This is a genomic window from Bacillus sp. ISL-77 (assembly GCF_018613105.1).
On sequence record NZ_JAGGQY010000074.1, the window covers coordinates 1 to 26,021 of the forward strand.

The following is a 26,021-nucleotide window of genomic DNA, read 5'->3' on the forward strand; positions in this document are numbered from 1 at the left end:
TGTAGGTAATTCCTTTTGTACTTACAGATTTGACATAAGGATTATTAGAAAGGATCTTTATTTCTTTATCAGTGAAGAGTTTTTTTGACATAGGATTATTCTCCGATTCTTACAATTTTTATTCATTATACATAAAAGTACCCGATAGGGCAGACCTTTTTTAAGTGTCTACTCTAACGGGTACAGTTTAATTTTTCGGAGCCTTTTTTTATTTTAGGAATAAAGAGCAACGACTCGCCACGCCAGAAGGCCAAAACGCTTATTTTCTCTACTTGTATGGTAAACCGGCTCCATTTGCCTTGAATTCTCACCCTTTTAGGCATTTCGGGATACCCCATTTATTTACATCCGTTATTTACTGTCCACTTTTCATAGTTTACTGTCCACTTCCTCAAACCATCCTCAAACCCACTAAAAAGCCAGGCGTCCAGCCTGGCACAGGTAAATGACTACTCTGGTGCCTGACACCAATAAAATTCCACCGCCAAGAAACCCCACCCACAACTGACATTTCACCCCAAAAAGAGGACACTGTTATGACACAGAATTGACACTTTCACGTGTAATATGACAAAAAGTGATGTACTTTTAATATTTCTGTAACATTACTGGTACATTCATCTGGTATAAATAGAGTACTAAGGAAAGGAGAAAGCGTATGCAAACGACAAAAAAGCGTATCATTCTCGTGTTACTTACAATCATCCTATCAGTAACGGGGTCTATGGTTACATATGCACAAACAAGCAGTGAAGCCCTACATAATGCCAAGCAACAGCTGGAGCAGAAACAAAGAATAGTAGAGCAAAAAGCCCAAGAAAAGCAGACTGTTAATCAAGAGATAGAAAAAATTCAACAAGAATTGAACTCTCTTTACAGCGATATTACAAAGAACAAAGAAACAATGGCAAAAACGCAGCAAAAAATAGACGCAACAAATCAACTCATTGAAAAAAAGAAACAAGAAATCGTCGTCCTAGAAGATAAAATCCTTGCACGTAAAGGGATTATGAAGCAGCGGGCCGTCGCACTTCAACAAAATGATAACGTCAATGTAATGATCAACCTATTCTTCGAGTCTGATAGTATCTCAGAATTTATCCAACGCGCGAGCGCCGTTTCGGCCCTGATGGATGCGGATAAAGATATCTTAGGAGCCCAGAAGGAAGACCTTCAACAGATTGAAAATGATAAAAAAGAGATTGATAGACAAGAACAAATTTTATTAAAAGACCAAGAGGAACTTGCGAATCAACAAGCTCTACTTGATCAAAACATGCAAAAACGACAACAAACCTTAACCGTAATGCAACAAAAATTCAGTCAAATCGTTAAACAAATGGCGCTAGCCGAACAGGAAAAAGCCGGCGTTGAGTCGCAAATGAAGGATATTCAAGCGAAAATCAAAAAAGAACAAGATGAGGCCAAAGCACGTACAACTGCAAAAACAACAAAAGCAGCGCCATCATCATCAGAAAACATCACAACAACAGCAGCAGCAACAACAAGTGGTAAGGAGATGTATGTTACCGCAACAGCATACAGCCCAGAAGAGTCCGGTTCCATTACCGCACTCGGCTACAACATTCGTAAAAATCCGAATATGAAATTGATTGCCGTCGACCCAAGAGTCATTCCACTTGGAAAAAAAGTCTGGGTTGAAGGTTATGGCGTTGCCATCGCAGGTGACACCGGCGGCGCGATTAAGGGCCATAAAATCGACGTATTAGTGCCAACCATATCAAAAGCATTACAATGGGGCAGAAGAACTGTGAAAGTTGTCGTCCTAGACTAATCCCTGCAATCACTTCAGCCATCCAAAAAGACCTAACAATCCACTGTTAGGTCTTTTTTCGACACAATTTTGGTTCATTTTCCTTTTTTGAGCACCTCATGACCCATGTCCTCATTGCTGATTTGCTGGTTATGAAATAAAATAATAGTGTCACAAATTAGAAGATTGAGATAGGGATGGGGATCGATGATTGAATTAAAGCTGCGTTCGATTTTAAAACAGGTAAAAAGCGAAAGTCCGCATAAAAGACTTGAGGCACTACAACAGCTTGCTCAATATAAATTTCAAGAAGGACTCGAGGTTCAAATCGATGTATTAAAGGATATGATCAAGACGGCTGCATCCAACTTTCCAGAGCGTGTGGAAAATTGGGACAACCCATCCTTTTATCTCATTGACTTTGTCTGTGATTTTCCCATGCCGGAAGTGGTGGAGGGACTCATAAAGCATTTCGACGGTCTCGATTTACAGGCAAAAGAGCTGGCGATTGTAATGTTGCTAGCAACAGAAGATGAAGAGATTTTCTACGTGCTTGAGGAAAAAATAATCGGGTTAATCCAGACAGAGGATTTCTTTATTCCCGTTAAAGAACTTGAAAATTATCCGATGCTGATCAAGGGAATCCTTGATAAAACACTCGAGCATCTAAATACCAAACACTATAAATTCATGCTCTATGATTTGTTATTATCGCTAAACTCTTCCGGCTTCGAGCAAGGCTATAAAAAAGAGGTAATACTCCCGATCCTGCTTGAAGATTATCAGGCAGAGAAACAAGCTTACTTGAAATATGATTCCGATTTTACAAGCAAATATGTGTATTCTGCATGGAAGGTTAGCTATTTTGCTCTTCGTTCGAGAATGCGATTATTAATTAACTTAATGGAATATTATTATTCATCTGACATAGGCGCCGAGCTGGAGAAGGCAATGGCTTTCCGTGATCCGTCTATTAAAACAGAAGCGCTAATCATATCTATCGCCAAAAACCTTCCATATGATCAGAAAACATTAGTAGAGGCTGCAAATCAGATCGAAAGTGCAGAAATCGTTTATTGGGAGTTGAAGGAAAGAAATCTAGAGCATCTGTATCCAATCGCTGAAGGAAAGCAGCCCCATTTGGCGAAATCTAGGCTTTTTTCGACGATTATCAACTTGCCAGAGGAAGAAGAAGGAATCATTCGTTTTCCGGAAGACATTCAGATCATCGATAAAGTCGAAACAGAAAACACCTATGGGCAGCCGATCCGCTATTACTTACTGAGTTTCATGCATATCGGGACCCGATATGCGGGCTGGGCAGGCGGCTATGCGCTCGAGGATGGCGACGATACGGCCGAAATATGGGATGGCAGCTACACTGATTTTGTTGAATGGGATTCAGCCAGCATCGAAGAACACAAAGCCGCTTTTTTCAAAAAAAGAGAAGAGGAAAAGCTAGAACATGAAATCAGTGTTTATTTTGAAAGTTCGCCACGGCTCAGCAAAGGCGCCTGGTTTTTCCTCAGCCTGGCGGTGATACACTGGATTAGAGAGGCTATTGGAGGATTTTCAGAAGACTCGATTCCTTTCTTGATTGGACTAACTGTGATCGGTGGCGCAATGTGTCTATACGAACTTACAAGAAATAAGAAAAGAGCGATCCAAGTCGTCGGCCAGCAGCTAGTGATGAAGGACGGTTCTAAACAGCATGCGATCGGAATGCACGAAATCAAAAAGGTAGAATACAACAAAAAGCACGTTCTCGTCTACGACAAGAAAAACGAACTTGCGTTTAAATTCCCGCTCCGCTGGGTCCGTTACGACCTGTTTTACGTTCACATGATGGAGCAGACCGACCATCTCAAAGACCGGCCATTTATACAATCATAAAAAGCAGGCATAAGTCGTAAAAAATCCTTATAAAAAAGGAGCGTAAAATGAAAAAAGTGACTCTATTAATTTTATTATCACTAACGCTCCTTTCATTCTATATCGTTACGAAACAGGTGAACAATCCCTCGGGGTCCAGTGTGAAGAAATATGGGGCAAAAGGTGATGGATTAACCGATGATACAAATGCTTTCCAAAAGGCCATAAATACCGTTGCGAAAAATGGCGGGGGCGATGTGAACATACCTGCTGGAACCTATATTTTGCAGCCGATTTTTGTAAAATCAAATGTAAATCTAGTGGGCGAGAATCGCGATACGGTTACTCTAAAGCTTTCCAATGACTGGACTCATATCACAAATGGTGCCTGACACCAAAAACATCATTGCCACTAGACTCATATCACAAACGGTGCCTGACACCCAAAACACTATTGGCAGTGGACGTACATCACAAATGGTGCCTGACACCCATACCACCATCTATTTAAGATGATCATTCAAAACACTTTCTTCAAGCACAGAAAACTTATCCCCGTAAACCCTCGTAATATGATTCTCCCCCCATGTACAAAGCGAATTTAGAATCCCCTCCAAGCTCCGGCCATACTCACTCAGCTCATACTCAACCTTCGGCGGAATCTGATTATAAATAATCCGATTAATCACGCCATCCTCCTCCAATTCGCGCAGCTGCTGGGTCAACATCTTCTGCGTAATATTCGGCATCAACCGCTTCAATTCACTCGTCCGCTTTTTCCCATGCTTCAAATGGCAGAGAATTACACACTTCCATTTCCCCCCAATCACCTCAAGCGTCGCTTCCACCGATATATTGTATTTCTTCTTCTCCATTACACATCTTCCTCCTCATTCAGACAGGCACCGAAAAGTACCTACCGCACCCAAAGGTACCTATATCACTTTAAAGTGCGTACTTTCGATAATTTCTCATATACCCCATAATAACATTTGCCGGATGAAAACAATCATACCCTTTTAAATAAACCTACACAAATGAGGAGGAAAATTCATGCCTTTAAATAAACAGCAAAGCACACTGGCACTACTGGCCCTAGCCGTCAGCGCCTTCGCGATCGGAACCACCGAATTTATCAGCGTCGGCCTGCTGCCACTCATTGCAAACGATTTACACATTCCCGTCACAACGGCCGGACTAACCGTCTCCCTATACGCCCTCGGGGTCACATTCGGAGCACCCGTCCTAACATCACTGACATCGAGAATGTCACGAAAAACCTTATTACTTTGGATCATGATCATCTTCATCATCGGTAACAGCATCGCCGCAAGCGCAACAACCATCAGCGTCCTACTCGCGGCCCGCGTGATTTCCGCGCTGTCGCACGGCGTCTTCATGTCGATCGGCTCCACCATCGCCGCCGACCTCGTCCCGGCCAACCGCCGTGCGGGCGCCATATCGATCATGTTCTCCGGCCTCACCGTCGCCACCGTCACGGGCGTTCCATTCGGAACATTCATTGGCCAACAATATGGCTGGAGACTCGCCTTCGTCATCATCATCGCCGTGGGCATCATCGGCTTCATCGCCAACTGGGTCTTAATACCTTCTTTTTTGAAAAAAGGAACCCAGACCAGCGTTCGAGACCAGTTCAAGCTCCTGACCAATGGCCGGCTCTTACTTCTATTCACAATCACGGCACTGGGGTATGGCGGCACATTTGTTGTCTTTACTTATTTGTCACCATTACTACAGGAAATAACCGGCTTTAAAGAAGGCTCGATTGCAATAATTTTACTAGCCTACGGATTGGCGATCGCCATTGGCAACATGGTGGGCGGAAAGCTCTCGAACCGCAATCCGATTGGATCCCTATTTTATATGTTTATCGTCCAGGCCGTGGTCCTGTTCGTCTTGATGTTCACCGCACAATTCAAAATCGCGGGCCTCATCACGATTATCTTTATGGGCTTACTCGCCTTTATGAACGTACCAGGACTGCAAGTATACGTCGTCATCCTTGCGGAGCGCTACGTCCCGAGTGCCGTCGATGTCGCATCCGCACTCAACATCGCCGCCTTCAACGCCGGAATCGCCATCGGTTCCTACCTAGGCGGCATCATCACCGACACACTTGGCCTCATCCACACCACATGGATCGGAGCCTTAATGGTCCTCGCAGCAGCCATCCTAACAGGATGGAGTCGAGCATTGGAACGGAGAGATCAATCAACTGCAACAGCAGTGGTGTCAGGCACCACTAAAACACAACTGTCCTCCTGAGAAGGGCGTTTGCGTAATTCAACTTAAAAAAATGGAGGCTATATCAATGAATAACAACCTACAAAGTACAACTACATTAAATAACGGAGTAAAAATGCCTTGGTTCGGACTTGGCGTCTTTAAAGTAGAGGAAGGACCTGAGTTAGTGAACGCGGTAAAAACAGCGATCCAACATGGCTACCGCAGCATTGATACAGCGGCCATCTATGAAAACGAAGAGGGTGTCAGACAAGGGATTAAGGAATCAGGCATCGCTAGAGAAGATTTATTTGTCACATCCAAGGTTTGGAATGCTGACCTCGGCTACGAATCCACATTAGCAGCGTATCAAACAAGCCTAGATAAACTAGGTTTAGAGTACCTGGACCTCTATCTAATTCATTGGCCTGTGGCTGGGAAATACAAGGAGGCGTGGAGAGCATTAGAAACGCTTTATAAAGAAGGGCGTGTACGTGCAATTGGGGTAAGCAATTTCCAAGTGCACCAGCTTGTAGACCTGATGAAAGATGCAGAGGTCAAGCCGATGGTAAACCAAGTCGAATACCATCCGCGCTTAACCCAAAAGGAAGTCCAAGCGTTCTGCCGCGAACAGGGAATTCAGATGGAAGCCTGGTCGCCATTAATGCAAGGCCAATTGTTAGACAATGAAGGATTGGCAGCAATCGCCACAAAATACAAGAAAACAGTCGCCCAAATCATCCTGCGCTGGGATCTGCAAAACGGCGTCGTCACCATCCCAAAATCAACAAAAGAACACCGAGTCATCGAAAACTCACAAGTATTCGACTTTGAGCTAACACAAGAAGACGTAGACCAAATCAACAACCTAAACCAAAACCACCGCGTCGGCCCAGACCCCGACAACTTTGACTTTTAAATTACCTATGGTTCCATCTTTAGTGCCATCATTGGTGTCAGGCACCGCCCGTGGACAAATGCACCTATTTGTCCGGGTGGTGTGGACAGGTCAATCTCACTACTGAGATTGGCCTTATTTCTATGCTTGCATTTACCGTGTCAAAGCGAAAGCTGCACTGGCGGTAAATGGAGAGTCGTTTCATTTACCATCCAAAGCAAAAATCTGCTCCAGCGGTAAATGGAGAGTCGTTTCATTTACCATCCAAAGCAAAAATCTGCTCCAGCGGTAAATGGAGAGCCGTTTCATTTACCGTCCAAAGCAAAAATCCGCTCCAGCGGTAAATGGAGAACCTTCATTTACCATCCAAAGCAAAAAGTCGCTCTTGCGGTAAATGGAGAGAGTTTAAAGCAACAATAATAAATGCAGTACTTTTTTTTCAACTTTATTGGTTAAACAAAGGCGACATGCTTGAGGGGTGAAGAAAATGCGAAATCAGCTTGAAAAAAACATCTTAAAGTTTTTATTTGTTTCTGGAATTGGTACGTTCTTTAACTTAATTCGAAAGCCGCCTTTAAAGGACTGGTTGATTATTTTCTTATTGAAAAGCTATATAGCCACCATTCTAGATAATTTATTAGTAAAAAGAGATACTTAAAATACCCTGTTAACTTATCTAAAAGCTTTGATATAAGTGTTCTATTTAGCTATCTCATTTTCCCAATCAGCTGCATTTATTTCAATCAAGTAACTAGAGATTCAGGCATATATGGAATCTTATTTAAGTGCCTCTTATTTACACTACCATCGACACTTGTTGAATCTTGGCTCGAAAAAAACACAAAATTAATCAAATATAAAAAGTCCTGGACCTCACTACATAGCTTTGCATCCATCGCAGCCGCCTTTTTAATCGTGCGCAACCTAATGTCCCTCATTAGAAAAACCGCCGAGAAATAATAATGGTGTCAGGCACCATCTGTGGACACCTGTCCTTCCGGTGAGGACACCATACAGGTATTTTTCACATCCCTTTGTTATAATTATTAAATGGAGTATCTAAAAGGGGTTGTGATAAAAAATGGCTAGTAAGGTTAAGGAAGATAGTTGGAATGCCAATTTATATGATAAGAAGCATTCTTTTGTTTCTCAATTTGGAGTGGATTTGGTCCAATTGTTAGCACCGAAGTCAGGAGAAAAGATTCTTGATCTTGGCTGCGGAACAGGGGATCTAGCCAACCAACTGAATCAACTGGGAGTCGATATTATTGGGATTGATAAATCCGAAAACATGATCCAGCAAGCACAAAAAAAGTACCCGGGTCTCACCTTCAAGGTACAGGACGCTGTGAACATGGGGTACACTAACGAGTTTGATGCAGTTTTCTCTAATGCTACACTTCATTGGATTAAAACCCCGAAACAGGCTCTACAGTCCATTTATAATGCCTTAAACCCTGGGGGCAGATTTGTCGCTGAATTCGGCGGGAAAGGCAACGTCCAGAAAATTATCGACGCAATTATTAATCAGTTAGGCGAACAGGGAATCACGTATAAATCAGAGCAGCTCCCTTGGTATTACCCAAGCATTGGCGAATACACATCCATGATGGAACAAGTAGGATTTCGGGTCACCCACGCCCAACATTTTGATCGGCCGACCCCTTTATCTGGAGAGCAAGGCTTAAGAAACTGGATCGAGATGTTCGCCACAAGCATGTTCGAAGGCGTGACAACCGAAACCAAAGAGTTAATCATCACGAGAGTGGAAGAGAACTCAAGAGAAGTTTTATTCCGCAACGGTGAGTGGATCGCGGATTATAAGCGGATTCGTGTGCTGGGGATAAAAGAGTAATCACGGGGACCATATGGGTCCTTCTTTTGGTTAAGCCTGGATAATGGTTCTGTACCTCTGTGAACATGGAACTAATATTAAAAAAACCAATAATTGGAACATTTTTGCGATAAATCCGTATATAGAGATAGGTATTTTAAAAGGGGAGTTAACAATAATGAAAAGACTAATTACCATCATGATTACGTTTTTAGTTTTAACAGGATTGAGTTATGGCATAACGTATTATACCCATACAAAATTCATTGATTATTCATTCTTTATTGGATTAGCTTCCACCGTTATCATTTGGTTCTTTACGTCAAAAGGCGGGCACACTTCAAGATATTTAGATATGACAGTTCAAGGCACCACTGGGATCAAAGTTGACCAGCAAAAGTATGAGTTTTCACCGAATGTTGTTTTCCTTACCTCCATGGCTTATACCATCATTACCCTTGGAGTAATGTTATATTATTACAGAAGTTATTTCTAAAATTTATTGATATTTTTCACAATTTTAGAGTACTTTACAATCTAATTAATTGGATATTTATGTTAAAATGACAGTATCAAGGTCTTCCGGAGGTAACAATGATATCTCTTTCGAAAAATAAATGGCTCTGGTTTACTGTCGTCCTCTCCTTAGGATCCCTATTTGATTTCATCATTACCATACCTTTACTCGTGTACTTCTTTATCCTAAGAAAGCGTTACTCGCTTAAATATATACTCCCTGTCATGATTGCAGGATATGGCGCTGCGGTACTGATTATTCCGCACGGTCTCCTGTCAGCTTACCCCTTTGTAAAATATATCTTATTCACGGGTGAGGCAGCCTTTTTCCTGCTAGAGCTTTATGTCGTGATTAAGCTATTTACTTCGTTTCCAAAAATCATCAAAAGCTACCGCAAAAACGAAAGCAAAATTCCAACCTTTCCATATCGAATGAAACAAGCATGGGAACAGCATCTACAACCATCTCCGGTACGAGAAATCTTTTTCTCCGATATGACCATTTATTATTTCAGCCTATTTTCTTGGCGGAAAAAACCGATGATACCTAATGAGCTTATTTACACCTATCATAAAAAATACGGGCACCATCACGCTTTACGTCATGCTGATCCACGCCCTGGTTTTGGAATCGGTAGGTTTTCATTTTCTCCTTCACTCGTGGAGTCCGCTAGTCGCCACTATCGCTCTGGTATTAAATGTGTTTACCTTATTATTCTTTCTGGCAGAAATCCAAGCAATTCGGCATTGCCCGATTATGATCACCGACCAACAATTGTACGTCCAGGTCGGGCTCATCAAACAGTTAATCGTTCCGCTTGAGGAAATTAAAAGCATCCATTATTATCATGGCCCCGAAACATTAACAAAAGACGAATCAAAACAAGTTTTTGACGCCGTCCTTGCTGATTTTTTCAAAGAAAAACCCACATTTGAAGTGGAATTTTATCATCCTGTCGAAGCGAGGTTCATCTATGGGTTTAAGAAAAAAGTCACCAAAGCCCATCTCCGCCTCGATGAACCACAAAAATTCTTTTATGCCCTCACTACAAAAATAAATGCCAGTGATTCTCAAGGACTCAAAAGGAGGAATTGATTAAATGATAGCCACACAATACAAAATTACATTACCAAGTGATTATGATATGAACATAATCAAGGACAGAGTATGGAATAATGGTCATAAAACAGACGGATTTGAGGATCTTAAATTTAAACTCTATTTGATAACTGAAAAAGGAATCCATAATAATTTACAAAATAGTTATTGTCCATTATACCTTTGGAACGGCAGCAACGGGCTAAACAAGTTCTTATTTAATGGTTATTATGACAATATAATCAACTCTTTTGGATGGCAGCGAGTAAATGTCGGAATTCCACTAATTGATACAACGACATCGAAAATCAAAGAGAATAAATATCTTTTCCAAATCACAAGAGACATACCACCACAAGAAAGTCTAAATAACTTAAAAGATAAAATAGGAAAAGATATTCCAACGATTGATAATACAGAGTATCTAGTTATTTATAATCCCGATAAATGGAAGTACGATGTGTTTTATTATTTAAACGATGTAAGCAGTGTAAAAGAAATGAGCGGAGTAATTTATCAAATCCTACATATATCACATGAATAAAGTAGCTAGTAAAAAGCGTTCCTGAATAGAACAGAAACGCTCCACTAGAACAACAGGCGGGATAGGATAACTGTCCCGTTATGGTTACTTATTATGACTCTTTTGGGCTTTTAATGCGACTTTTTCAAAGCCATTTCCTCGTTCTTCCGCAAATTCTAAATCGGCTTTTGGTAGAGCCGTATTATGTTTCTTAAATTGGTTATTCTTATTTTTAGCCATTTTTTCACCACCCATTTAGTTATTCCTTTAAGGCTGCAACTATTTCAGCACCCCACGATTTTAGTTTGCTTTCTTTTTTTGAGGCTATGCTAGCTGAATTTCTTTCGTCTCATTCGAAAAAAAGAAGCCCTCTAAGTTGAAGGCTTCTTTGACGTATAAAATGGATTAATGGACCCGGATAATTTCGTAAATATATTCATCATGGTGAACCCTGGTATGTTTTGATTCTAATCGTTCGAATTCGTGGATTTCATCCATTGGCTCGCCAAGCAACCAGTTTTTGAGTTCAAACAAAAAATTAGTAAGCATCATGATTCCTCCCTGGAATGGGTTATTGGATTCCTTATAAACCTATTATACATGTGAATCAATTCACATAAAAGCGGTTACAAAATAGGCGAAATAGCAAAATTATACTGAAAAATAACAGAGTATGGTCTAAATGATGAGGGACAATACTTGAAATAATCATAATTAATTTAGAGAAAGTAAATAAGAGGTGATTAGTTTGAGTTCATTGAGTAAGAATTTAGATTTACATGCTCAAGGAAATTGGCTGCCGATCAGTGTAGGTTTGCTATTGTTTTTATATGCTCTTTTTATGCCCAAAAAAGAGATCGGTTGGAGAGTTCTTTATATTACATTTGGAGTAATTGGTTATTTTGCTTGGATTGGTGATTCCTTATTTGCAAAAATGTTCGACCTTGTTGATTTTGGTAACCCAAATATCACGGGAATAGGAGAGTTTATAAGTTACAGCTTAATTCCTTCCTCTCTTTCCGTTATTTTTTTAAACTATTTTAAGAAAACAAATAAATGGATAATTGTCATTATATTTACCATAATTGCTACTCTATTGGAATGGGGAATGAGAAAAGTAGGTTATATCAAGCCACATGGCTGGAGCTTTTTCTTTTCAATACCGTTGTATTTTGTTGTATTTAGCTTTTTCCTCCCATTACACAGTAAATTTATAAATTGCAAATCCTAATTTAGGAATATTCCTTCAAAAAGAGGCGCCTCTCAACAAACGGGGGACTATAAGTGGAACAACGAAAAAACGCTCAGAGTGGTAATCTCTGAGCATTTTTTCATTGTATGTTTTTTAGGTTTACACGATGGTGCCTGACACCATTACCATCACAGACACCATCATTACACGAAAAACCACATTACCCCAGATAAACCAAGTCTTTCAGCTCATCCGTAGATAACTCGGTAATCCAGTTCTCACTCTGGATAATCTGATCATTCAAGAATTGCTTCTTCTCTAGCATCGCATCGATTTTCTCCTCGAGGGTACCCGTGCAGATCATCTTGTGCACATGAACGAAGCGCGATTGACCGATCCGGTAGGCACGGTCGGTGGCCTGGTTCTCCACAGCCGGGTTCCACCAGCGGTCGTAGTGGATGACGTGATTGGCCGCCGTCAGATTCAACCCGGTTCCACCTGCTTTCAATGACAGCAGGAACACCGGAAACTCTTGATTCTGGAACCGCTCAATCATCTCGTCACGCTTCACTTTTGGCACACTTCCGTTCAAGAACGGCACCTCGATGCCAAATTTCTTCTTCAATGTGCTCCGAATCATTTCGCCCATCTCGATATATTGGGTGAAAATCAGACAGCTTTCACCCTGTTCCAAAACGGCATCAATTAATTCGACAAGTTTCTCAAGCTTATTCGAACGCTCCAGCAGCTCGCGCCCAGCAGCTTTTTCCTTCAGATAGAGGGCAGGGTGGTTGCACAACTGCTTCAATCTACTTAACATTTGTAAAATTAACCCCTTGCGCTCAAAGCCTGACAGTTTTTCAATTTCTGCAAACGTGTCATGGATGAGCTGTTCATACAACGACGCCTGCTCAGCGGTGAGCGGGCAATATTCCTTTTGCTCCAGCTTGTCAGGAAGGTTAAGGGCAACCTCTTCATCCTTTTTCGTGCGACGCAGCAAGAACGGCCGGATCAACGATTGCAGCTGTTGAACCCTGTCTTTCTTCTCATCTTTTTCAATCGGAATGACGAACTTTTTCTGGAAATGCCCCAAGCTGCCCAGATAGCCATGATTGGTAAAATCAAAAATAGACCACAATTCCGATAAGCGGTTTTCCATCGGAGTTCCTGTCAGTGCAATGTGATGGCGGCCACGCAATTTTCGAACCGCCTTTGATTGCTTAGTCTGGGCATTCTTAATGTTTTGCGCCTCATCAATCGCAATCGAGCTCCAAATCAGTGATTCAAACTCCTCCAAATCGATGTGGCTCAGGCCATACGAAGTCAAAACAATATCGGCATCTTTTGCCTTCTCCGCAAAAGCTTCCTCTTTCAGACGGTTCGACCCGTAATGCAAATACACCTTCATCTCCGGTGCAAAGCGCTCTAGCTCCTTCTGCCAGTTTCCAAGCACAGAAGTTGGGCAAATAATCAACGCAGCCTTGGTTGGAACTTTAACTGCAGCCGCATCCTCATCCTTCTTGCGGCGTTTTTTCGCCTCAGTTTGGGTGTCAGGCACCACAGCCAATTCATCCCCGACCACATCTTTCACCTTTAAAAGGTAAGAGATCAGCTGGACGGTTTTACCGAGACCCATGTCATCGGCGAGGCAGGCACCAAATCCGTACTGGCGCAAGAACCAGAGCCAGCTCATGCCGAGCTGCTGGTAAGGACGAAGCTCACCCTGCAACCCAGGAGGCACGTCCTCGAGCGGAATTTCGTGGACTTCCGACAGCTGTTTGATCATTTGCTTCCATTGACGGTTTAACTCAATTTGAATCTTCGCAAATGCCTTTGGATTGTCCAGTTCATCTTCAGCAGTATCCGACTCCAGCAATTCCTGTTCCAGCAAATCGCGGACATGCAGGCCTTCTTTTTCAGCACGTTTCATCATATCCTGTATTTGTCGAATAAACTGCGGGTCAAGCTTTACCCAACGGCCGCGAATGAAGACAAGCCGTCTTTTTTCCTCGACAAGTTTCCCAAACTCATCTTCGGATAAGTCGACACCATTCATCGAAAAGCGCCAGTTAAAATCAAGCATAGCCTGAAGCCCGACGAATGACGGCCGGTGACTCGAGCCACCCTTCAGCGATGCCTTCACTTTCAGATTGGCATTTTTCATCGCCTGCCACCAGGAAGGGAGGAGGATTTCAACATCCAATGCCACCAGTGTCTCACTCGCCTCCGTCAAAAACATCCATGCTTCTTCCTCGCTCAGATGCGTTTTGAAATAACCGTCTTCACCCAACCACGGAATCAATCGCACCCAGCGCTCCCGCTCGCGGTCAACTTTTTCTAAAAATGGACGCCACTTCGCTGGGATCTTGGTGGTCCCATCCACATCATAAACCTCATCGACATTTTTCTTTCCTCGTATAAATAGATCCAGACTCCACGCACCTTCGCCATCAACCGGCTCATCTAAGCGCAGCCCAATCGTAAAAGGTGTGTCGCTTTCCTTAATTCCGACCCATTCCAGCCAGCTTTCCTCATCAAAATAGCGAGCGAGTTCTCCGCCGGAAATATTTTGCTTCCGGAGCAAATCAAGCTTCGGCCCGAATAACTCCTTCATCGCAGAATTCCGCGTTAAGTAGCCATCGAGGGCATCATTGTACAAGTCTGAGATATAGTTTTTGGTCGTCCCAAGCTCATGGCCTATCAGTTCGTCGATGGCGGGCTCAGACTCCTCAATCCTTTGTTCCCAAAACGATGGGTCAAACTCATCCTTCACGCGTTCAGGAAGCTTCCAACGGAAATCCCCGTGCTCCCAGACCGAAAAGTCCGGCAGCCAATCCTTCTCAACGATGCCCTCATACAGCGAATGGGCGGCCGCCAGACAAATCTCAGATTGCTCATTCCAATCCCATTCGATATATCGATTAAACGACTCCTTGGCAAAAAGCGAAACCAGATGCCAGCCGCTCACCACCACACCCTCGACGTCGTTCACCGTATCCGTCTCAAGGAGCGTACCAAAGAAGCTTTCCTCATGACTGCTGAAAACGAGATTCTTCCATCTAAACGGGCTCATCACATGACCTCGTTCATCCTCCGCAGTAAGAAGAAAGCGACCTTCCCCTAATTTAGTTGTCAGCAATTTCATAAACCTTGTTTTAAGCATCGATCCAAAACTCCTTTATTGGGGGAGAGAACAAAGTTAGATGGAAATCTCCGGAAAATGCATAATTTCACAAACATCAAAGCTATTACTAGTTGTTAATTTCCAGAAAATGTCTAATTGTACAAAACCCCTTAAAAATGGCACAAAAGCCCCCTGAAATGGCACAAAAACTTATTAAAATGGAACAAAACCCATCCAAAATGGCACAAAACAAATTTCACCTAAAAATAAACAAGCCACAATACCAGTCAACCTAGCTAATTCTAACTAAATGTCCGCTCCGTATGGACAAAATAACTAAAGTGTCCACGAGCGGTGCCTGACACCATAAATGACACCATAAATAACACCAAAAATTACACTAAAATACACCAAAATTAACTCCAAAAAATCTCATAAGTGAAATCTAAATTACTCCATAAAAATCCATATCCTCTATTATACCCAAAAAAGTGTGGTTAGAGGAGGGCGAGGATTGAAGTTATTCCTTAAGTAGTATATTCGTACGTGGTTTGTTGTTACAAAAGGTAACTTAAAAGTAGTCCCCGGCAGGGATCCGTCCCCTAATAAGTGCTGGTTCTCCAGAATCGGAAAGACAATGACCTGAGAAAGGAAACCGCCAGTTGTAACATAAAAAGAATAAAGTGGCATATAATTGATGGCGAAATCTAGTTTCATCTGGACCTACCAATGGAAGCTTCAGCTGTGGTTTTTTATTGTATCTATTAAGGACATAAAACGAGGAGATCGTATATGGGAAAGAAGAATCTCAATATAACGCTATTAATATTTTTACTTCTGTTGTTAACCTCATGCAGCCAAGGGAATAATTCGAAAACGAATGGTGATCCACAACCGGAGCCAGCAACTGAAAATCCAAACGAAAAACCCACTGATAAACCCGATGCCAAGCCCGGTTCCGCCGAACAACCTGACACCAACCCCGGCGTAAAGCCCGCCGAACAACCCGACCACAATAACAACAATAGCAGCCCTAACAATCCAGGTCCATCCAGTAATCCCTACGAAATAACAAAAACAAACTACACAGAAAACAACATCAAAATAAACTATCCCCAACTCACGAAATCAAGCGATCAGCAAAAGGAGAAAACCATTAATCAACTTTTAAAAAAAGAAGCCATCAAAGTACTAAACTATTACCTGCCCGAGGTTCAAGACCTAACCCTCGAAATCAATTATGAAATCAAATCCAAAAGTCCCAGCCTGCTGAGTATTCAATACACAGGAGTGGGGTACATGAACGGTGCAGCCCATCCCAATAATCATTACTATACAACCAATATCGACATCGAAACGGGAACTATTCTACAATTAAAAGACATGGTCAATATCGATGAAAACTTCGTCGGAAATCTCAAGCAAAACGCCAAATTCATCAAGCCTGAACACCAAGGCATCCTGAACAGCATACACCCAAGCGACCTACTAAACATGCTCACAAACGCCGATTCACTCGACAATATCGGTAACGAAAATCAGTCCGACACATTTAGCTATTTCACCAGCGATTCCCTCGGAATTAGCATTCCCGTCAGCCATGCAGAAGGGGACCATGCAGAATTCGAGATTACCTATCAGGCCATAGCCCAAAACATACATTCGTTATTGTTACTAAGCCTGCTTCAACAGTAACCATCCCAGTTCAAATATACATTCGAACGAACCAGCACCACCGCCCCTGGTAAAAATAACAAAAATAAAAGGTGCCACGAGAATTGGCACCTTTTGCTCTATTAAGAAAAACCCATCAACCCTCAATCAACTTACTCCGCTTACACTCCTCATGAAACGCCCGCAGCCGCTTCGTCCGCTCCATCAACGTATCCAGGAAATACTCCCAGTCATCGACCCGTTTCAACTTCTTATACAGCGTCCGCAGCTTCTTCAAGTGCCGCACCGCCATCCGGTAACTCGCCCGGTTCTTCTGATCAATCTCACGCTGCGCCGTCTGATGCAGCATCGCCAACAGCACCTCAGGACGCTCCTTCTCCACAAGCTTCAAACGGTCCTTCGGCAACTCATAATAATCCAAGCCCACAAACGCCTGCAGCTCACCCCAGCGCTCATACTGCCCGCGCTCAAACAACACAAACTCATAATCCCCAAAACTATACGGCAGCATCGAAAGCATCGCCCGCTCATACAAATCCACCCGGTCACTCTCCGCACAATAAGGCGCCACCGCCCGAAGCGCATTCCGCACAAACGTCGCACAACTATGATACCCGCCGAGCCACTCCAAATAGCCCTTCACCTTTTGCAAAAACAACTCAATCACCGGGCCAACACGCTTCCACGCCTTCAGCCCCGACAAATACTCAATCCAATACACCAAATAAGGTGCAATCTCCTCATCGCCAAACGGACCTGTCAACTTCAACGCCGCCTCATCATCCCCAAGCAAGAAATTCAAATGAATCCCAGCGAGCAGCAGCGGGTCAGGGCTCTCCCAATCCTGCAGCCCCTTCATCCGAGCCTGAATCTTCACCAACTCTTCCTCACGCCACGCCTTCTTCTTGAAAAAATGAATCCACAACAACCGATACAAGAAAATCCGCTCATACGCCACCCCCTGCGTACACGTCAACAGCTCAAACGTATCCTCCCGTAACTTATCGACAAACTCATCAAAATCAAACGGAAGCGACTGCACGCCAATCTTCATCGAGAGCTCCTCCGCATCATCCATCAAATTATGGAACAAATGCAAATAAGCCCGCTTCACCATATCCTCATCATGCCCGAGCTGCTCACTCAGCCGAGCCAGCTTCCGAAACGAAACCACAATCCCAACCAACTCATACAGCAAGCGCCATTCCTGCTCAACCGGCGCACTCGCATGAATCCGGCGCTCATAAATCCCAAACAACTCCGGAATCACATACGGGCTCGTATACTTCTTCGTCGCCAACAGCGTATCAAAACTCACCTCAAACGAATGAACCCACCGCCCATAATCCGGCTTCGACACCCCATTCGCCTTAATCAAATCCTTCGCCGTCTGCAGCCCCCAGTCCGAAACCGCCTTCGACTCACGCATCGACTCACGCATCGGCTCCCGCCATTCAGCGACCCAATCCGCCACACTGCCAACCCGAGAATAAGCACTCAAAAACACCGCCATCTGATGCCGACAAAACCCCTCAGTCGGACACGAGCACTCACTCTGCGACAAAAACTCAAAATTCAACTTCACATAACAAGGCGTCACATCCTGGACCGTCGCAGTAATCTGCTCATTCCATATCTGTAACTGCTTCACCAGCCCTTGTCGGTACAGCATCAAACCCTTCTGAACCAGCTTCGCATCCTCCGTCACCGTCGGGTGCAGCAATTCCCGCACCTGATCTCCAAAAAGCTCAATCCGTTCACTTGCAGGCGTCGACTCCAAAGCCACAACCCCCTCCAAAAAATCCATATTCCTCTATTATACCCAAAAACTCACCCAAAGAGGAAGGCAAGCCTCAATCCAAAACACATTTTTGAAAAATGAACCCATGATAGCGTCCGCAACCGAGAAATTGTTTGGGAAGAAATCCCCACACACTAATTTTTTGCGGCAATCAAATAATAAAATTAGCGGCATATCGTGGTGCCTGACACCAAATTTTAGGCGGTGGCAGGGTTTTAATAAAAAAAGGTAACTTAATGGTTTTAAGTCTTGAAATTAGGCTGGTCTAATTGAAAAAGTAGAAATAAAAGTTACCAGAGCCAGTCTATCGTCTGGCTTTTTGGGGAGTTTGAGGTTGAATGGAGGGAGTGGACAGTAAATAGGGGAAAGTGGACAGTAAGTTAATAGAAGTGAACAGTAAAAATCAAAAGTGGACAGTAAAGTGAAAAAAGTCGACAGTAAACTATGAAAAGTCGACAGTAAACCATTGAATGAATCCACTGGTTGCCAGTAAATGCCTGAAACCCCATTCTCAACCCCCAACACAGTAAAATGAACACACAAAAAAAGCCACTCCTCACAAATCAAGGAGTTGGCTCGATCTTCGTACCTTCATTTTTTGTCAAACTAGAAAAATATTCAAACAAACTGGTAAGATAGCTGTTAAGCTCAAAACCTTCCTCACTCGCAAACTCTGACAATAACAACCTATTCTCTTTCACCCTCATAACCCCCTCGAATATGTAACTATCATCATTATTGCCAAACTATCACTCTCTTATACCAGTAAACTTGAGTAGGGGTATGCCCATCGCAAAAAAGTCTAACTAAATCATTAGTTAGACCAGCCCATCTATATAAACTTACAAAGACCCCTTTAAGATTCAAAGCGGTCTTCGTCCCAGTTATAGTTGTAATGGTCTCTCTGCTATCACCAATATCGCTGATACTGAGGAGCGTATGGTGTTTGTGGGTACTGTGGAATATGTTGGGGCTGTTGATACGGTTGATGTACATTTTGATGAGGTATATTTTCCTTTGCTTTGTTGCAGTCCTTGTATGGACCTATATATGTTGAGGGTTTAACAGGTGCAGTTACATATAGGCATGTTATGCACCTACAATAAGTTCGGTGTGATTAGGTATTAAACTTTTTTAAAGTCTGAAATCAACGATAAAAATCTTTTTTCGTTGTTTACTTGTGTTAAGGAAACGGAACATGGAAATAAATGACAAAAAAAGCTGTAAATAAAAAAGAAACCAACCAAGCTGGAATCGGCTTAAGGTAATGAAATCTCAACATAATAACCCACAAGAAATTAAAGGCGATTGACCACCAGAAGTTCCAACCGTTATGATAGGTGATTTTTCCACCAATAAACATTATACCTTCGATACAAACAAGAATTACTCCCGATATTAGTAAATACATTATTTGATTCTTCCGATTTTTAGGTAAATAGGACAAAAATAGTATGACAATACATGGAAATATGATGAAAGTTTGAATTAATACTGAAAGGGTATGGTTTAATAAAAAATCAGGTTCCAACTTCCATAGAAAATATTTTCCGTTAACAAAGAAGCTATATAATAAATTATTTACAATTAGGTATAAAATAGTGGGGTAATATTTTCTCCAATTTTTTATATCTCCAAATTTCCAGCAGCAAAGTACCAGAGTTAGGCACAGTACAACACGCAATAGGAACACCCAATTTCAACAGTTTTTATTTTAAAATTTACCAAAAAGCTTAAAATTATTACTACTTTCTCTTCAACTGACAGGTGCAATAAAAACCCCATTCTTTTACTATCTTTGAATCTATACCGTAAAAATTTCTTATTTCAAAGTTTGAATCCTTGTACTCTAAGAATAACTACGATATTATGCCTCCAAATAAAAAGGATACAAAATAGACCATTCTATTTTGTATCCTTCGTATGAAGCGCCTGCTGTTCTACAGGTATTATCTTATTTAATTAGGAACGGCTTCGCGTTTGCGCTTTTTCTCCATTTGGATTTCATGCGCTCGTGCGTGGGCTTTGTGGCGGTCTTCTTCCACTTCTGCAGACATTTGGATACCCATAGGCACCGTGGTGGCTGCTATTTCCTTTATCCCTTTCTGGTCTTTCTCATAAACAAATGACGCTCTTGTTGAAATATCTGCTCCCGGCTCAGTTACGAATGGAACGACACGGTAATCTGCACGCCATTGTTGCGGAGTGACCTGGCAGCGAACGTAACCGCGGTAATTATTAAAGAATTTGATGTGCGGGTTGTCCGCTAAAGATTTGGCTGTGTCTGCACGCCAATCCGATCCGTTTCCTCCTGTAGTAATCGATGTTCCCACAAACTCTGCTCCAAAAATCGGAGCGTCTGGATTGTTGTAATCCGTTGTCAGGTTAGAAGCCCAGCTTGCATGGACATCTCCTGTAATAACGATCACGTTGTTGATGTTATGTCCAGCTACGAAATCGGTAACGCGCTCTCGTGCGGCCGGATAGCCATCCCATGAATCCATGCTGTATTTCGGAGCCGTGCTGCTTCCAGATTTGCGCTGCGCAAAGAAAATCTGCTGGGCAAGGACGTTCCAATGGGATTTCGAGTTTCCTAGATTGCCAAGCAGCCATTTTTCTTGTTCTGTTCCAAGAAGAGTGCGCTTTGGATCCAAGGATTCCGGTGTATGAGCTTTCGTTCCATCACCATTCGCCTGGTCATCACGGTACTGGCGTGTATCAAGAACATAGAAGTTCGCCAAATCACCATACGTGAAATCCCTGTATAATTGCATGCCTCCATCGTGCGGCAATGACGACCTGCGAAGCGGCATGTGCTCGTAATAAGCCTGGTATGCAGCGGCACGGCGCTTGATAAACTCTTCAACAGACTGGTCTTTTTCTGGAATGACATTTGCGTAGTTGTTTTCCACTTCATGGTCATCCCATGTAACAACCCACGGGAATGCAGCGTGTGCAGCCTTTAGATGTTCATCTGAACGATATTGGGCATGGCGAGTGCGGTAATCTTCAAGCGCGATAATTTCATCGCCTTTGTGGGCACAGACATTGCCCGTTGGCGAAAGATACTCGTTCGTACCGTATTCATATATGTAATCGCCAACGTGGAACACAAGATCGAGATCCTCTTTCGCCATATGCTTGTACGCAGTATAATACCCGTGTTCATACTGCTGGCAGGAAGCGAATGCGAACGTCATACTTGCTACGCTGGCACCTGCTGCCGGAAGGGTTTTTGTTTTTCCAACAGGGCTTAGTTCATTTCCGGTCTTGAAACGGTAATAATAAACCGTATTCGCCTTCAGGCCGCTCACTTCTACATGGACAGAATGGGCGAGGGTAGGCGAAGCATGTTCTGTTCCTCGTTTGATCACGCTGCGGAAGTTTTCATCTGTTGCAAGCTCCCAATTGACGGGAACGATATGAGAGGGCATTCCTCCGCCATTTAACGGATCCGGAGCTAACCTTGTCCATAAAACGACACTGTCAGATTGCGGATCGCCAGAAGCAACACCAAGAGTAAAAGGATATTCGCTGAAATTCGGAGCAGCATCTACTTTAAATCCTCCCATTGATTGAGCAATAGCCAACCCTAGGGACAGCCCTGCAATCTTGCCGGCTCCATGAAGAAAGCTGCGGCGATCAATATTCTTTTTCAAATTTTGTTCGTTAAACTTCCTAATTAATTCGTCCAAAGATCTCTCATTTGTCATGCTTCATATTCCCCTCTCAGATTACATTTCTTAACCACGGATTTGATTATAAATGGGATTTATTAATTGAATATGAAGATTGTAAATAGAAAAATAGTCGGGTAGTCGATAGACAGTTCATTTAGAATAGGACCTTCGATTTAAAAAGGGATAAAACCTATTTTTTTCCCAATCAACGGCAATTTATACCAATTTTAAGTAGTCTTTTCATACCGTTTTTTTAAATATTATCTTAATGAAAAACTTACAAACTAAATCCACTTTTATTCCCCTATAAAATAAAAATAGTGCCAACTTCTCTTTAATAGAAATTGGCACTTCGTTTATTCGCTATACGTTATCGTGTCGCTTTTGGAGGTTGGCACACGTCACATTTACGTTGGTTATTATTTTTAAATTTCGTAAATGTTTTCTCAAAGTTGTTGCCACATGCACATGTAAATAGTAACTTTTGAGAAAAACCTTGATATTCCGTCGTTAGCAACTTGCTTTCCGAATGGTTCTCAACAAATTCTTTAATTTTACCAATCGTCCATCGTTTATTCATTCTCATACACCTCATATTTTATCGCTAGGCGGAGGCTTTTCTTGGCATCCGTTCACTTCTAAGTAAAAGTAGTAATGATCCTAAGTTACTCATTATAACATGAGCTGGCACCCAATTAAACAAATGGAAGATATCTTAATAAACTAAACTGCCGTTAGTGGCATTAGAAAAGGAGTTGCAGCCGCAACCCCATCTTCAACTATAATTTCTTGCACCTGGCAGTTAAAAAAGACATTAAACTAATAATAAGGATAATACCCAGGATAACCATATCCATAATAAGGGGAACTGTAACCATATGGAGAGAAAAATGGGCGGTTAAACCATCCATCCATAAATCCACCAAATAAAGGGGTGCCGAAATGTGGTCTCCCATAGTGAAAATGGTGATAAAAAGCATGAGGTCGCAGAAATATCCGTCTTTTATCATTTTCATTAAACAAGAGCATACTCGATTGATTCATTTCCAACCCATTCCTTTTTTCAATGTAGTTGTTTAGCCATGTAACAATTTAAGTCATCGAACTTCAACAAATAAATAACAGTTATGGCAAGAACTCGGTCGGTTCCAATTCTTTCTTTTTTTCCTCCAGAATAATTTGCGTGCCTGCGTTGGCTTCTAATACAACCCCTAAGGATTGTAACCAATCTCCCAAATTGGTGATTTCTTGAGCTTCCAACGTGAGCCGTTCCTCATCCGTTAATAATTGTTTCGTCGTACCAAAACCTTCTAAAAATTGGCCCATGGTTTGAATCCATGCTCCCAGTAATATCTGTCTTTCATTGGCATCCGATCGGGCTTCCTCATCAATCAACATAATTTTAGATAAATAAAATGCCTCCATGAGTTGACCAATAAATTGAATCCAGACTGAAACGGAAACTTGTTTTTCAAGTTGTGAAATCAGTTCCATCTTGTCAGAATTACTATTTTCCTTGGTTTCTTTTGTATTTTCTGTTTGAGCATTCACTGTATTTCACTCCATTCCTTATATACGTATGCAAATATATAGGGGAATGCCCTAGAAAAATTTGTCATAGTGACGTAGTCAGTCTCCAGTATTTTCGTATATTTCTGAAAAACTAACGAAAATTGGGACAGAAAATGATGGAAAATGTCGAAATATACATAGGGGAGGTAAATGGTCATGGGCCGCATTTAGTGTTAACCATGATCGTCTGCCTTAAAAAAATACATAATCGTCCATTTTTCTTAAATGAGAACAAATGAATGACCCTAAACAGGAAATAGGAGAACAAGATATTATGACGAAAGAATTATTTGAAAATGGTGAATTAACACGAATCAGGAAAGAAACCCACGGAAAAAGCAAGCAAATCAAACCTGTCCCAGAGTTCACTTCAAGGATGGAAAAACGCGAATATGATCAACGCGTCAATTATTTTGATATTCGAAATGTATTAGATGTCAAAGGATTCCTAAAAGATATTCGTGCCAATTGGAATACATATGTGTCACAGGTGAACCAATGGATACAAACTAGCCCAGTAAAAAAACTGGTTGTGACGGGTATTTTTACCGTAGTCCTTAGCTTTTTTGCAAGCACATCAAATGCAGCCTTTATTCAGGAATATACATATCAGGTAAAAAACGGTGAAAAAATCGAAGATATCGCTGCCGCACATGGAGTAACAGCACAAGAAATAGTAGAGGCCAATGGACGAACTTCCATTAACGGTAAAAAAATTCTTTTACCAAAAGTACATAACAGAACAGTTACCGCTACCACCCTAAATGTTCGGTCACACCCGACGACTGAAAGCAGTGTCATCGGAAAATATATACAAGGGGATTTAGTGAAGGTCTCCTTCATAGAAAACGGCTGGGCTGGCATTCTGATCAAAGGAAGAGTTTGTTTTGTGAGTGCCAATTATCTTACCACACAAGAAGAAACGACGAAACCAGCGGTCACTCAAGCCAAACCCATGTATGTAACGGCCACTTCCTTGAGAGTGAGAGAAGCTGCCTCTACGAGTAGTGCTGTAATAGGTACGTTACGATTAAACGATCGAGTTTCTGTCGAAGCATCTATAAATGGATGGGCTCAGATTAAATTCAAAGGCAAAGCTGCGTATGTGGGTGAAACCTATTTAACTACTAACCTGCCAGCAACAACAAAACCAATTACATCAGTGTATGTGATTAAGCCGGGTGACAATTTTACAAAAATCAGTAAAGCCCTAAATATTTCTGTCGCATCGATTCAAGAACTAAATCCAACCGTAGACTCAGCAAAGTTGAAAATTGGCCAAGAAATTAAAATCCCTGCCACAACAGCAGCTGCTACGAATCAAATAAAAGTTACAGCAAATATAGGAGGGGTGGACCCTCAAGGAACGTTTCGGTTTATCACATCTAATGGGATCACGTATGCTGCCAAAGCATCAGGCAGCATGTTAAATGAATTATTTGAACATCAAGGGGAAAAAGTGACCCTAACACTTGAAGGAAAAAGAGGTCAACAAATGACTTTACTATCTTTACAATAAATTGACAAAAAAAGCCTCAGATTTGAGGCTTTTTTTATTGGGCTAAAGTAGGGGTCTATTTTTACATATAAAGAATAAGTTTTATCATTCTAAAAAAAGTGGGTGTATATAATGGATCAAAACGAATATGAATGGGTCCGACATACTCGAGGAACGCTGCTAGAGTTTTGTAGGAAACTAGAACCCAATGACTTTACTCGCCACAATGGATATGGTTGGCAAAGTGTGAGAGACTCATTGGTACACGTAGCAGATTGTTATAATGCTTGGCTCGGTTCATTTATTTTATTAAAAACAAAGAAGCCACTTACTCCAAAGGAAGAACTACTGAGATTCAATTTGGACGAAACAAAAGTACGCTTTGAACTGGTGGATTCATTAGTCAATGAGGTATTTGAATTACTCGGAAGTAAGTTAGATGAGCCGATAAAGAGAAAGATACCTTGGAGAGAAACAACAGATATAGTAACAATTACTCCCGGTAAATTGCTAATGCATACCATCACTCACGAATTTCACCACAAGGGACAAATTGTTGCTATGTTGCGCCAGATGGGTTATGAGCCCCCAAATACAGATGTGTTAGGAACTGAAGATTAAATGAAGTGATTTGATTTTTTCACCTTGTTCTATCAACTGGTGCAAAAGTTAGAGATCCAGCTGCCATTGGCGGCAGTCTCTTATTGAACTCCCTCAGTT

Annotated in this window: 26 protein-coding genes; 16 read left to right on the plus strand and 10 right to left on the minus strand. The window is 42.0% G+C overall.

Going from position 1 to position 26,021, the window contains the following annotated elements; genetic code table 11:
• Window positions 1-658: 658 nt before the first annotated feature.
• The 3 genes from J7E77_RS26025 (at window position 659) to J7E77_RS26035 (ending at window position 4,038) form a co-directional block, all read left to right on the plus strand.
• Complete coding sequence (locus tag J7E77_RS26025) at window positions 659-1,795, plus strand: 3D domain-containing protein (protein WP_214717948.1); 1,137 nt, start codon at window positions 659-661, stop codon at window positions 1,793-1,795.
• Window positions 1,796-1,981: 186 nt separating this feature from the next.
• Window positions 1,982-3,667, plus strand: a complete 1,686-nt coding sequence (locus J7E77_RS26030) for a hypothetical protein (RefSeq protein WP_214717949.1) — start codon at window positions 1,982-1,984, stop codon at window positions 3,665-3,667.
• A gap of 47 nt (window positions 3,668-3,714) precedes the next feature.
• The gene (locus tag J7E77_RS26035; RefSeq protein WP_214717951.1) at window positions 3,715-4,038 is read left to right on the plus strand and encodes a glycosyl hydrolase family 28-related protein; all 324 of its coding nucleotides are present in this window, start codon (window positions 3,715-3,717) and stop codon (window positions 4,036-4,038) included.
• Between the two features lie 111 nt (window positions 4,039-4,149).
• Here the strand turns inward: J7E77_RS26035 and J7E77_RS26040 are convergent, their stop codons facing one another.
• Window positions 4,150-4,521, minus strand: coding sequence for a winged helix-turn-helix transcriptional regulator (locus J7E77_RS26040; protein ID WP_214717953.1), 372 nt, complete (start codon window positions 4,519-4,521; stop codon window positions 4,150-4,152).
• Between the two features lie 178 nt (window positions 4,522-4,699).
• On the opposite strand from J7E77_RS26040, the gene J7E77_RS26045 reads away from it, so the two are divergent.
• The 9 genes from J7E77_RS26045 (at window position 4,700) to J7E77_RS26080 (ending at window position 10,781) form a co-directional block, all read left to right on the plus strand.
• A complete protein-coding gene (locus J7E77_RS26045) occupies window positions 4,700-5,932 on the plus strand; it encodes an MFS transporter (protein ID WP_214717955.1) in 1,233 nt (410 codons plus the stop codon).
• A gap of 46 nt (window positions 5,933-5,978) precedes the next feature.
• A complete protein-coding gene (locus J7E77_RS26050; protein ID WP_214717958.1) occupies window positions 5,979-6,809 on the plus strand; it encodes an aldo/keto reductase in 831 nt (276 codons plus the stop codon).
• A 219-nt stretch (window positions 6,810-7,028) separates the two neighbouring features.
• On the plus strand, window positions 7,029-7,208 hold the full coding sequence (locus J7E77_RS26055) for a hypothetical protein (protein ID WP_214717961.1): 180 nt from the start codon (window positions 7,029-7,031) through the stop codon (window positions 7,206-7,208).
• Window positions 7,209-7,275: 67 nt separating this feature from the next.
• Window positions 7,276-7,446, plus strand: coding sequence for a hypothetical protein (locus tag J7E77_RS30930; protein WP_251028192.1), 171 nt, complete (start codon window positions 7,276-7,278; stop codon window positions 7,444-7,446).
• A gap of 32 nt (window positions 7,447-7,478) precedes the next feature.
• A complete protein-coding gene (locus J7E77_RS31295) occupies window positions 7,479-7,748 on the plus strand; it encodes a CBO0543 family protein (protein WP_308160777.1) in 270 nt (89 codons plus the stop codon).
• Window positions 7,749-7,869: 121 nt separating this feature from the next.
• The gene (locus tag J7E77_RS26065) at window positions 7,870-8,643 is read left to right on the plus strand and encodes a class I SAM-dependent methyltransferase (protein ID WP_214717964.1); all 774 of its coding nucleotides are present in this window, start codon (window positions 7,870-7,872) and stop codon (window positions 8,641-8,643) included.
• A gap of 157 nt (window positions 8,644-8,800) precedes the next feature.
• Window positions 8,801-9,118 (plus strand): hypothetical protein, encoded by a 318-nt coding sequence (locus tag J7E77_RS26070; RefSeq protein WP_214717967.1) that lies wholly within the window; start codon window positions 8,801-8,803, stop codon window positions 9,116-9,118.
• A gap of 98 nt (window positions 9,119-9,216) precedes the next feature.
• Window positions 9,217-9,960 (plus strand): hypothetical protein, encoded by a 744-nt coding sequence (locus J7E77_RS26075; protein WP_251028194.1) that lies wholly within the window; start codon window positions 9,217-9,219, stop codon window positions 9,958-9,960.
• Window positions 9,961-10,238: 278 nt separating this feature from the next.
• Window positions 10,239-10,781, plus strand: a complete 543-nt coding sequence (locus tag J7E77_RS26080; RefSeq protein WP_214717969.1) for a DUF4865 family protein — start codon at window positions 10,239-10,241, stop codon at window positions 10,779-10,781.
• A gap of 84 nt (window positions 10,782-10,865) precedes the next feature.
• Here J7E77_RS26080 and J7E77_RS31300 read toward each other — a convergent pair whose 3' ends face one another.
• On the minus strand, window positions 10,866-11,000 hold the full coding sequence (locus J7E77_RS31300) for a hypothetical protein (protein ID WP_285290737.1): 135 nt from the start codon (window positions 10,998-11,000) through the stop codon (window positions 10,866-10,868).
• A 165-nt stretch (window positions 11,001-11,165) separates the two neighbouring features.
• On the minus strand, window positions 11,166-11,309 hold the full coding sequence (locus tag J7E77_RS26085) for a hypothetical protein (protein ID WP_214717971.1): 144 nt from the start codon (window positions 11,307-11,309) through the stop codon (window positions 11,166-11,168).
• A 199-nt stretch (window positions 11,310-11,508) separates the two neighbouring features.
• Here J7E77_RS26085 and J7E77_RS26090 point away from each other — a divergent pair, with 199 nt between their 5' ends.
• Window positions 11,509-11,991, plus strand: coding sequence for a hypothetical protein (locus J7E77_RS26090; protein ID WP_214717973.1), 483 nt, complete (start codon window positions 11,509-11,511; stop codon window positions 11,989-11,991).
• Between the two features lie 181 nt (window positions 11,992-12,172).
• On the opposite strand, the gene J7E77_RS26095 is transcribed toward J7E77_RS26090, so the two are convergent.
• Window positions 12,173-15,115, minus strand: a complete 2,943-nt coding sequence (locus J7E77_RS26095; protein ID WP_214717977.1) for a DEAD/DEAH box helicase — start codon at window positions 15,113-15,115, stop codon at window positions 12,173-12,175.
• Between the two features lie 753 nt (window positions 15,116-15,868).
• Between J7E77_RS26095 and J7E77_RS26100 the strand changes: the two genes are divergently transcribed.
• Window positions 15,869-16,771, plus strand: a complete 903-nt coding sequence (locus tag J7E77_RS26100) for a PdaC/SigV domain-containing protein (protein ID WP_214717979.1) — start codon at window positions 15,869-15,871, stop codon at window positions 16,769-16,771.
• Between the two features lie 115 nt (window positions 16,772-16,886).
• Here J7E77_RS26100 and J7E77_RS26105 read toward each other — a convergent pair whose 3' ends face one another.
• From J7E77_RS26105 to J7E77_RS26125, 6 genes are all read right to left on the minus strand, one after another.
• Entirely contained in the window at window positions 16,887-18,530 is a 1,644-nt protein-coding gene (locus tag J7E77_RS26105) for an SWIM zinc finger family protein (RefSeq protein WP_251028195.1), read from the minus strand.
• 584 nt (window positions 18,531-19,114) lie between these two features.
• Window positions 19,115-19,252, minus strand: coding sequence for a hypothetical protein (locus tag J7E77_RS26110; RefSeq protein WP_168240856.1), 138 nt, complete (start codon window positions 19,250-19,252; stop codon window positions 19,115-19,117).
• A 482-nt stretch (window positions 19,253-19,734) separates the two neighbouring features.
• Window positions 19,735-20,244 carry a CBO0543 family protein gene (locus tag J7E77_RS31870; RefSeq protein WP_374103010.1) on the minus strand — a complete coding sequence of 170 codons (510 nt, stop codon included), beginning with the start codon at window positions 20,242-20,244 and terminating at the stop codon, window positions 19,735-19,737.
• Window positions 20,245-20,509: 265 nt separating this feature from the next.
• Window positions 20,510-22,264, minus strand: a complete 1,755-nt coding sequence (locus tag J7E77_RS26115; protein WP_214717983.1) for an alkaline phosphatase D family protein — start codon at window positions 22,262-22,264, stop codon at window positions 20,510-20,512.
• Window positions 22,265-22,601: 337 nt separating this feature from the next.
• Window positions 22,602-22,811 carry a hypothetical protein gene (locus tag J7E77_RS26120; protein WP_214717985.1) on the minus strand — a complete coding sequence of 70 codons (210 nt, stop codon included), beginning with the start codon at window positions 22,809-22,811 and terminating at the stop codon, window positions 22,602-22,604.
• A gap of 545 nt (window positions 22,812-23,356) precedes the next feature.
• The gene (locus tag J7E77_RS26125; protein WP_214717988.1) at window positions 23,357-23,782 is read right to left on the minus strand and encodes a hypothetical protein; all 426 of its coding nucleotides are present in this window, start codon (window positions 23,780-23,782) and stop codon (window positions 23,357-23,359) included.
• A 295-nt stretch (window positions 23,783-24,077) separates the two neighbouring features.
• Here J7E77_RS26125 and J7E77_RS26130 point away from each other — a divergent pair, with 295 nt between their 5' ends.
• A complete protein-coding gene (locus J7E77_RS26130; protein WP_214717990.1) occupies window positions 24,078-25,322 on the plus strand; it encodes a LysM peptidoglycan-binding domain-containing protein in 1,245 nt (414 codons plus the stop codon).
• A gap of 111 nt (window positions 25,323-25,433) precedes the next feature.
• A complete protein-coding gene (locus J7E77_RS26135; protein ID WP_214717992.1) occupies window positions 25,434-25,922 on the plus strand; it encodes a DinB family protein in 489 nt (162 codons plus the stop codon).
• Window positions 25,923-26,021 lie beyond the last annotated feature (99 nt).

Coding starts and splice junctions, on each gene's coding strand:
- J7E77_RS26100 (WP_214717979.1), top strand. CDS start 15,869: ATGGGAAAGAAGAATCTCAATATAACGCTATTAATATTTTTACTTCTG.
- J7E77_RS26130 (WP_214717990.1), top strand. CDS start 24,078: ATGACGAAAGAATTATTTGAAAATGGTGAATTAACACGAATCAGGAAA.
- J7E77_RS31300 (WP_285290737.1), bottom strand. CDS start 11,000: ATGGCTAAAAATAAGAATAACCAATTTAAGAAACATAATACGGCTCTA.
- J7E77_RS26070 (WP_214717967.1), top strand. CDS start 8,801: ATGAAAAGACTAATTACCATCATGATTACGTTTTTAGTTTTAACAGGA.
- J7E77_RS26120 (WP_214717985.1), bottom strand. CDS start 22,811: ATGAATAAACGATGGACGATTGGTAAAATTAAAGAATTTGTTGAGAAC.
- J7E77_RS26050 (WP_214717958.1), top strand. CDS start 5,979: ATGAATAACAACCTACAAAGTACAACTACATTAAATAACGGAGTAAAA.
- J7E77_RS26065 (WP_214717964.1), top strand. CDS start 7,870: ATGGCTAGTAAGGTTAAGGAAGATAGTTGGAATGCCAATTTATATGAT.
- J7E77_RS26035 (WP_214717951.1), top strand. CDS start 3,715: ATGAAAAAAGTGACTCTATTAATTTTATTATCACTAACGCTCCTTTCA.
- J7E77_RS26025 (WP_214717948.1), top strand. CDS start 659: ATGCAAACGACAAAAAAGCGTATCATTCTCGTGTTACTTACAATCATC.
- J7E77_RS26085 (WP_214717971.1), bottom strand. CDS start 11,309: ATGCTTACTAATTTTTTGTTTGAACTCAAAAACTGGTTGCTTGGCGAG.
- J7E77_RS26080 (WP_214717969.1), top strand. CDS start 10,239: ATGATAGCCACACAATACAAAATTACATTACCAAGTGATTATGATATG.
- J7E77_RS26075 (WP_251028194.1), top strand. CDS start 9,217: ATGATATCTCTTTCGAAAAATAAATGGCTCTGGTTTACTGTCGTCCTC.
- J7E77_RS26045 (WP_214717955.1), top strand. CDS start 4,700: ATGCCTTTAAATAAACAGCAAAGCACACTGGCACTACTGGCCCTAGCC.
- J7E77_RS30930 (WP_251028192.1), top strand. CDS start 7,276: ATGCGAAATCAGCTTGAAAAAAACATCTTAAAGTTTTTATTTGTTTCT.
- J7E77_RS26040 (WP_214717953.1), bottom strand. CDS start 4,521: ATGGAGAAGAAGAAATACAATATATCGGTGGAAGCGACGCTTGAGGTG.
- J7E77_RS26115 (WP_214717983.1), bottom strand. CDS start 22,264: ATGACAAATGAGAGATCTTTGGACGAATTAATTAGGAAGTTTAACGAA.
- J7E77_RS26030 (WP_214717949.1), top strand. CDS start 1,982: ATGATTGAATTAAAGCTGCGTTCGATTTTAAAACAGGTAAAAAGCGAA.
- J7E77_RS26095 (WP_214717977.1), bottom strand. CDS start 15,115: ATGCTTAAAACAAGGTTTATGAAATTGCTGACAACTAAATTAGGGGAA.
- J7E77_RS26055 (WP_214717961.1), top strand. CDS start 7,029: ATGGAGAGTCGTTTCATTTACCATCCAAAGCAAAAATCTGCTCCAGCG.
- J7E77_RS26135 (WP_214717992.1), top strand. CDS start 25,434: ATGGATCAAAACGAATATGAATGGGTCCGACATACTCGAGGAACGCTG.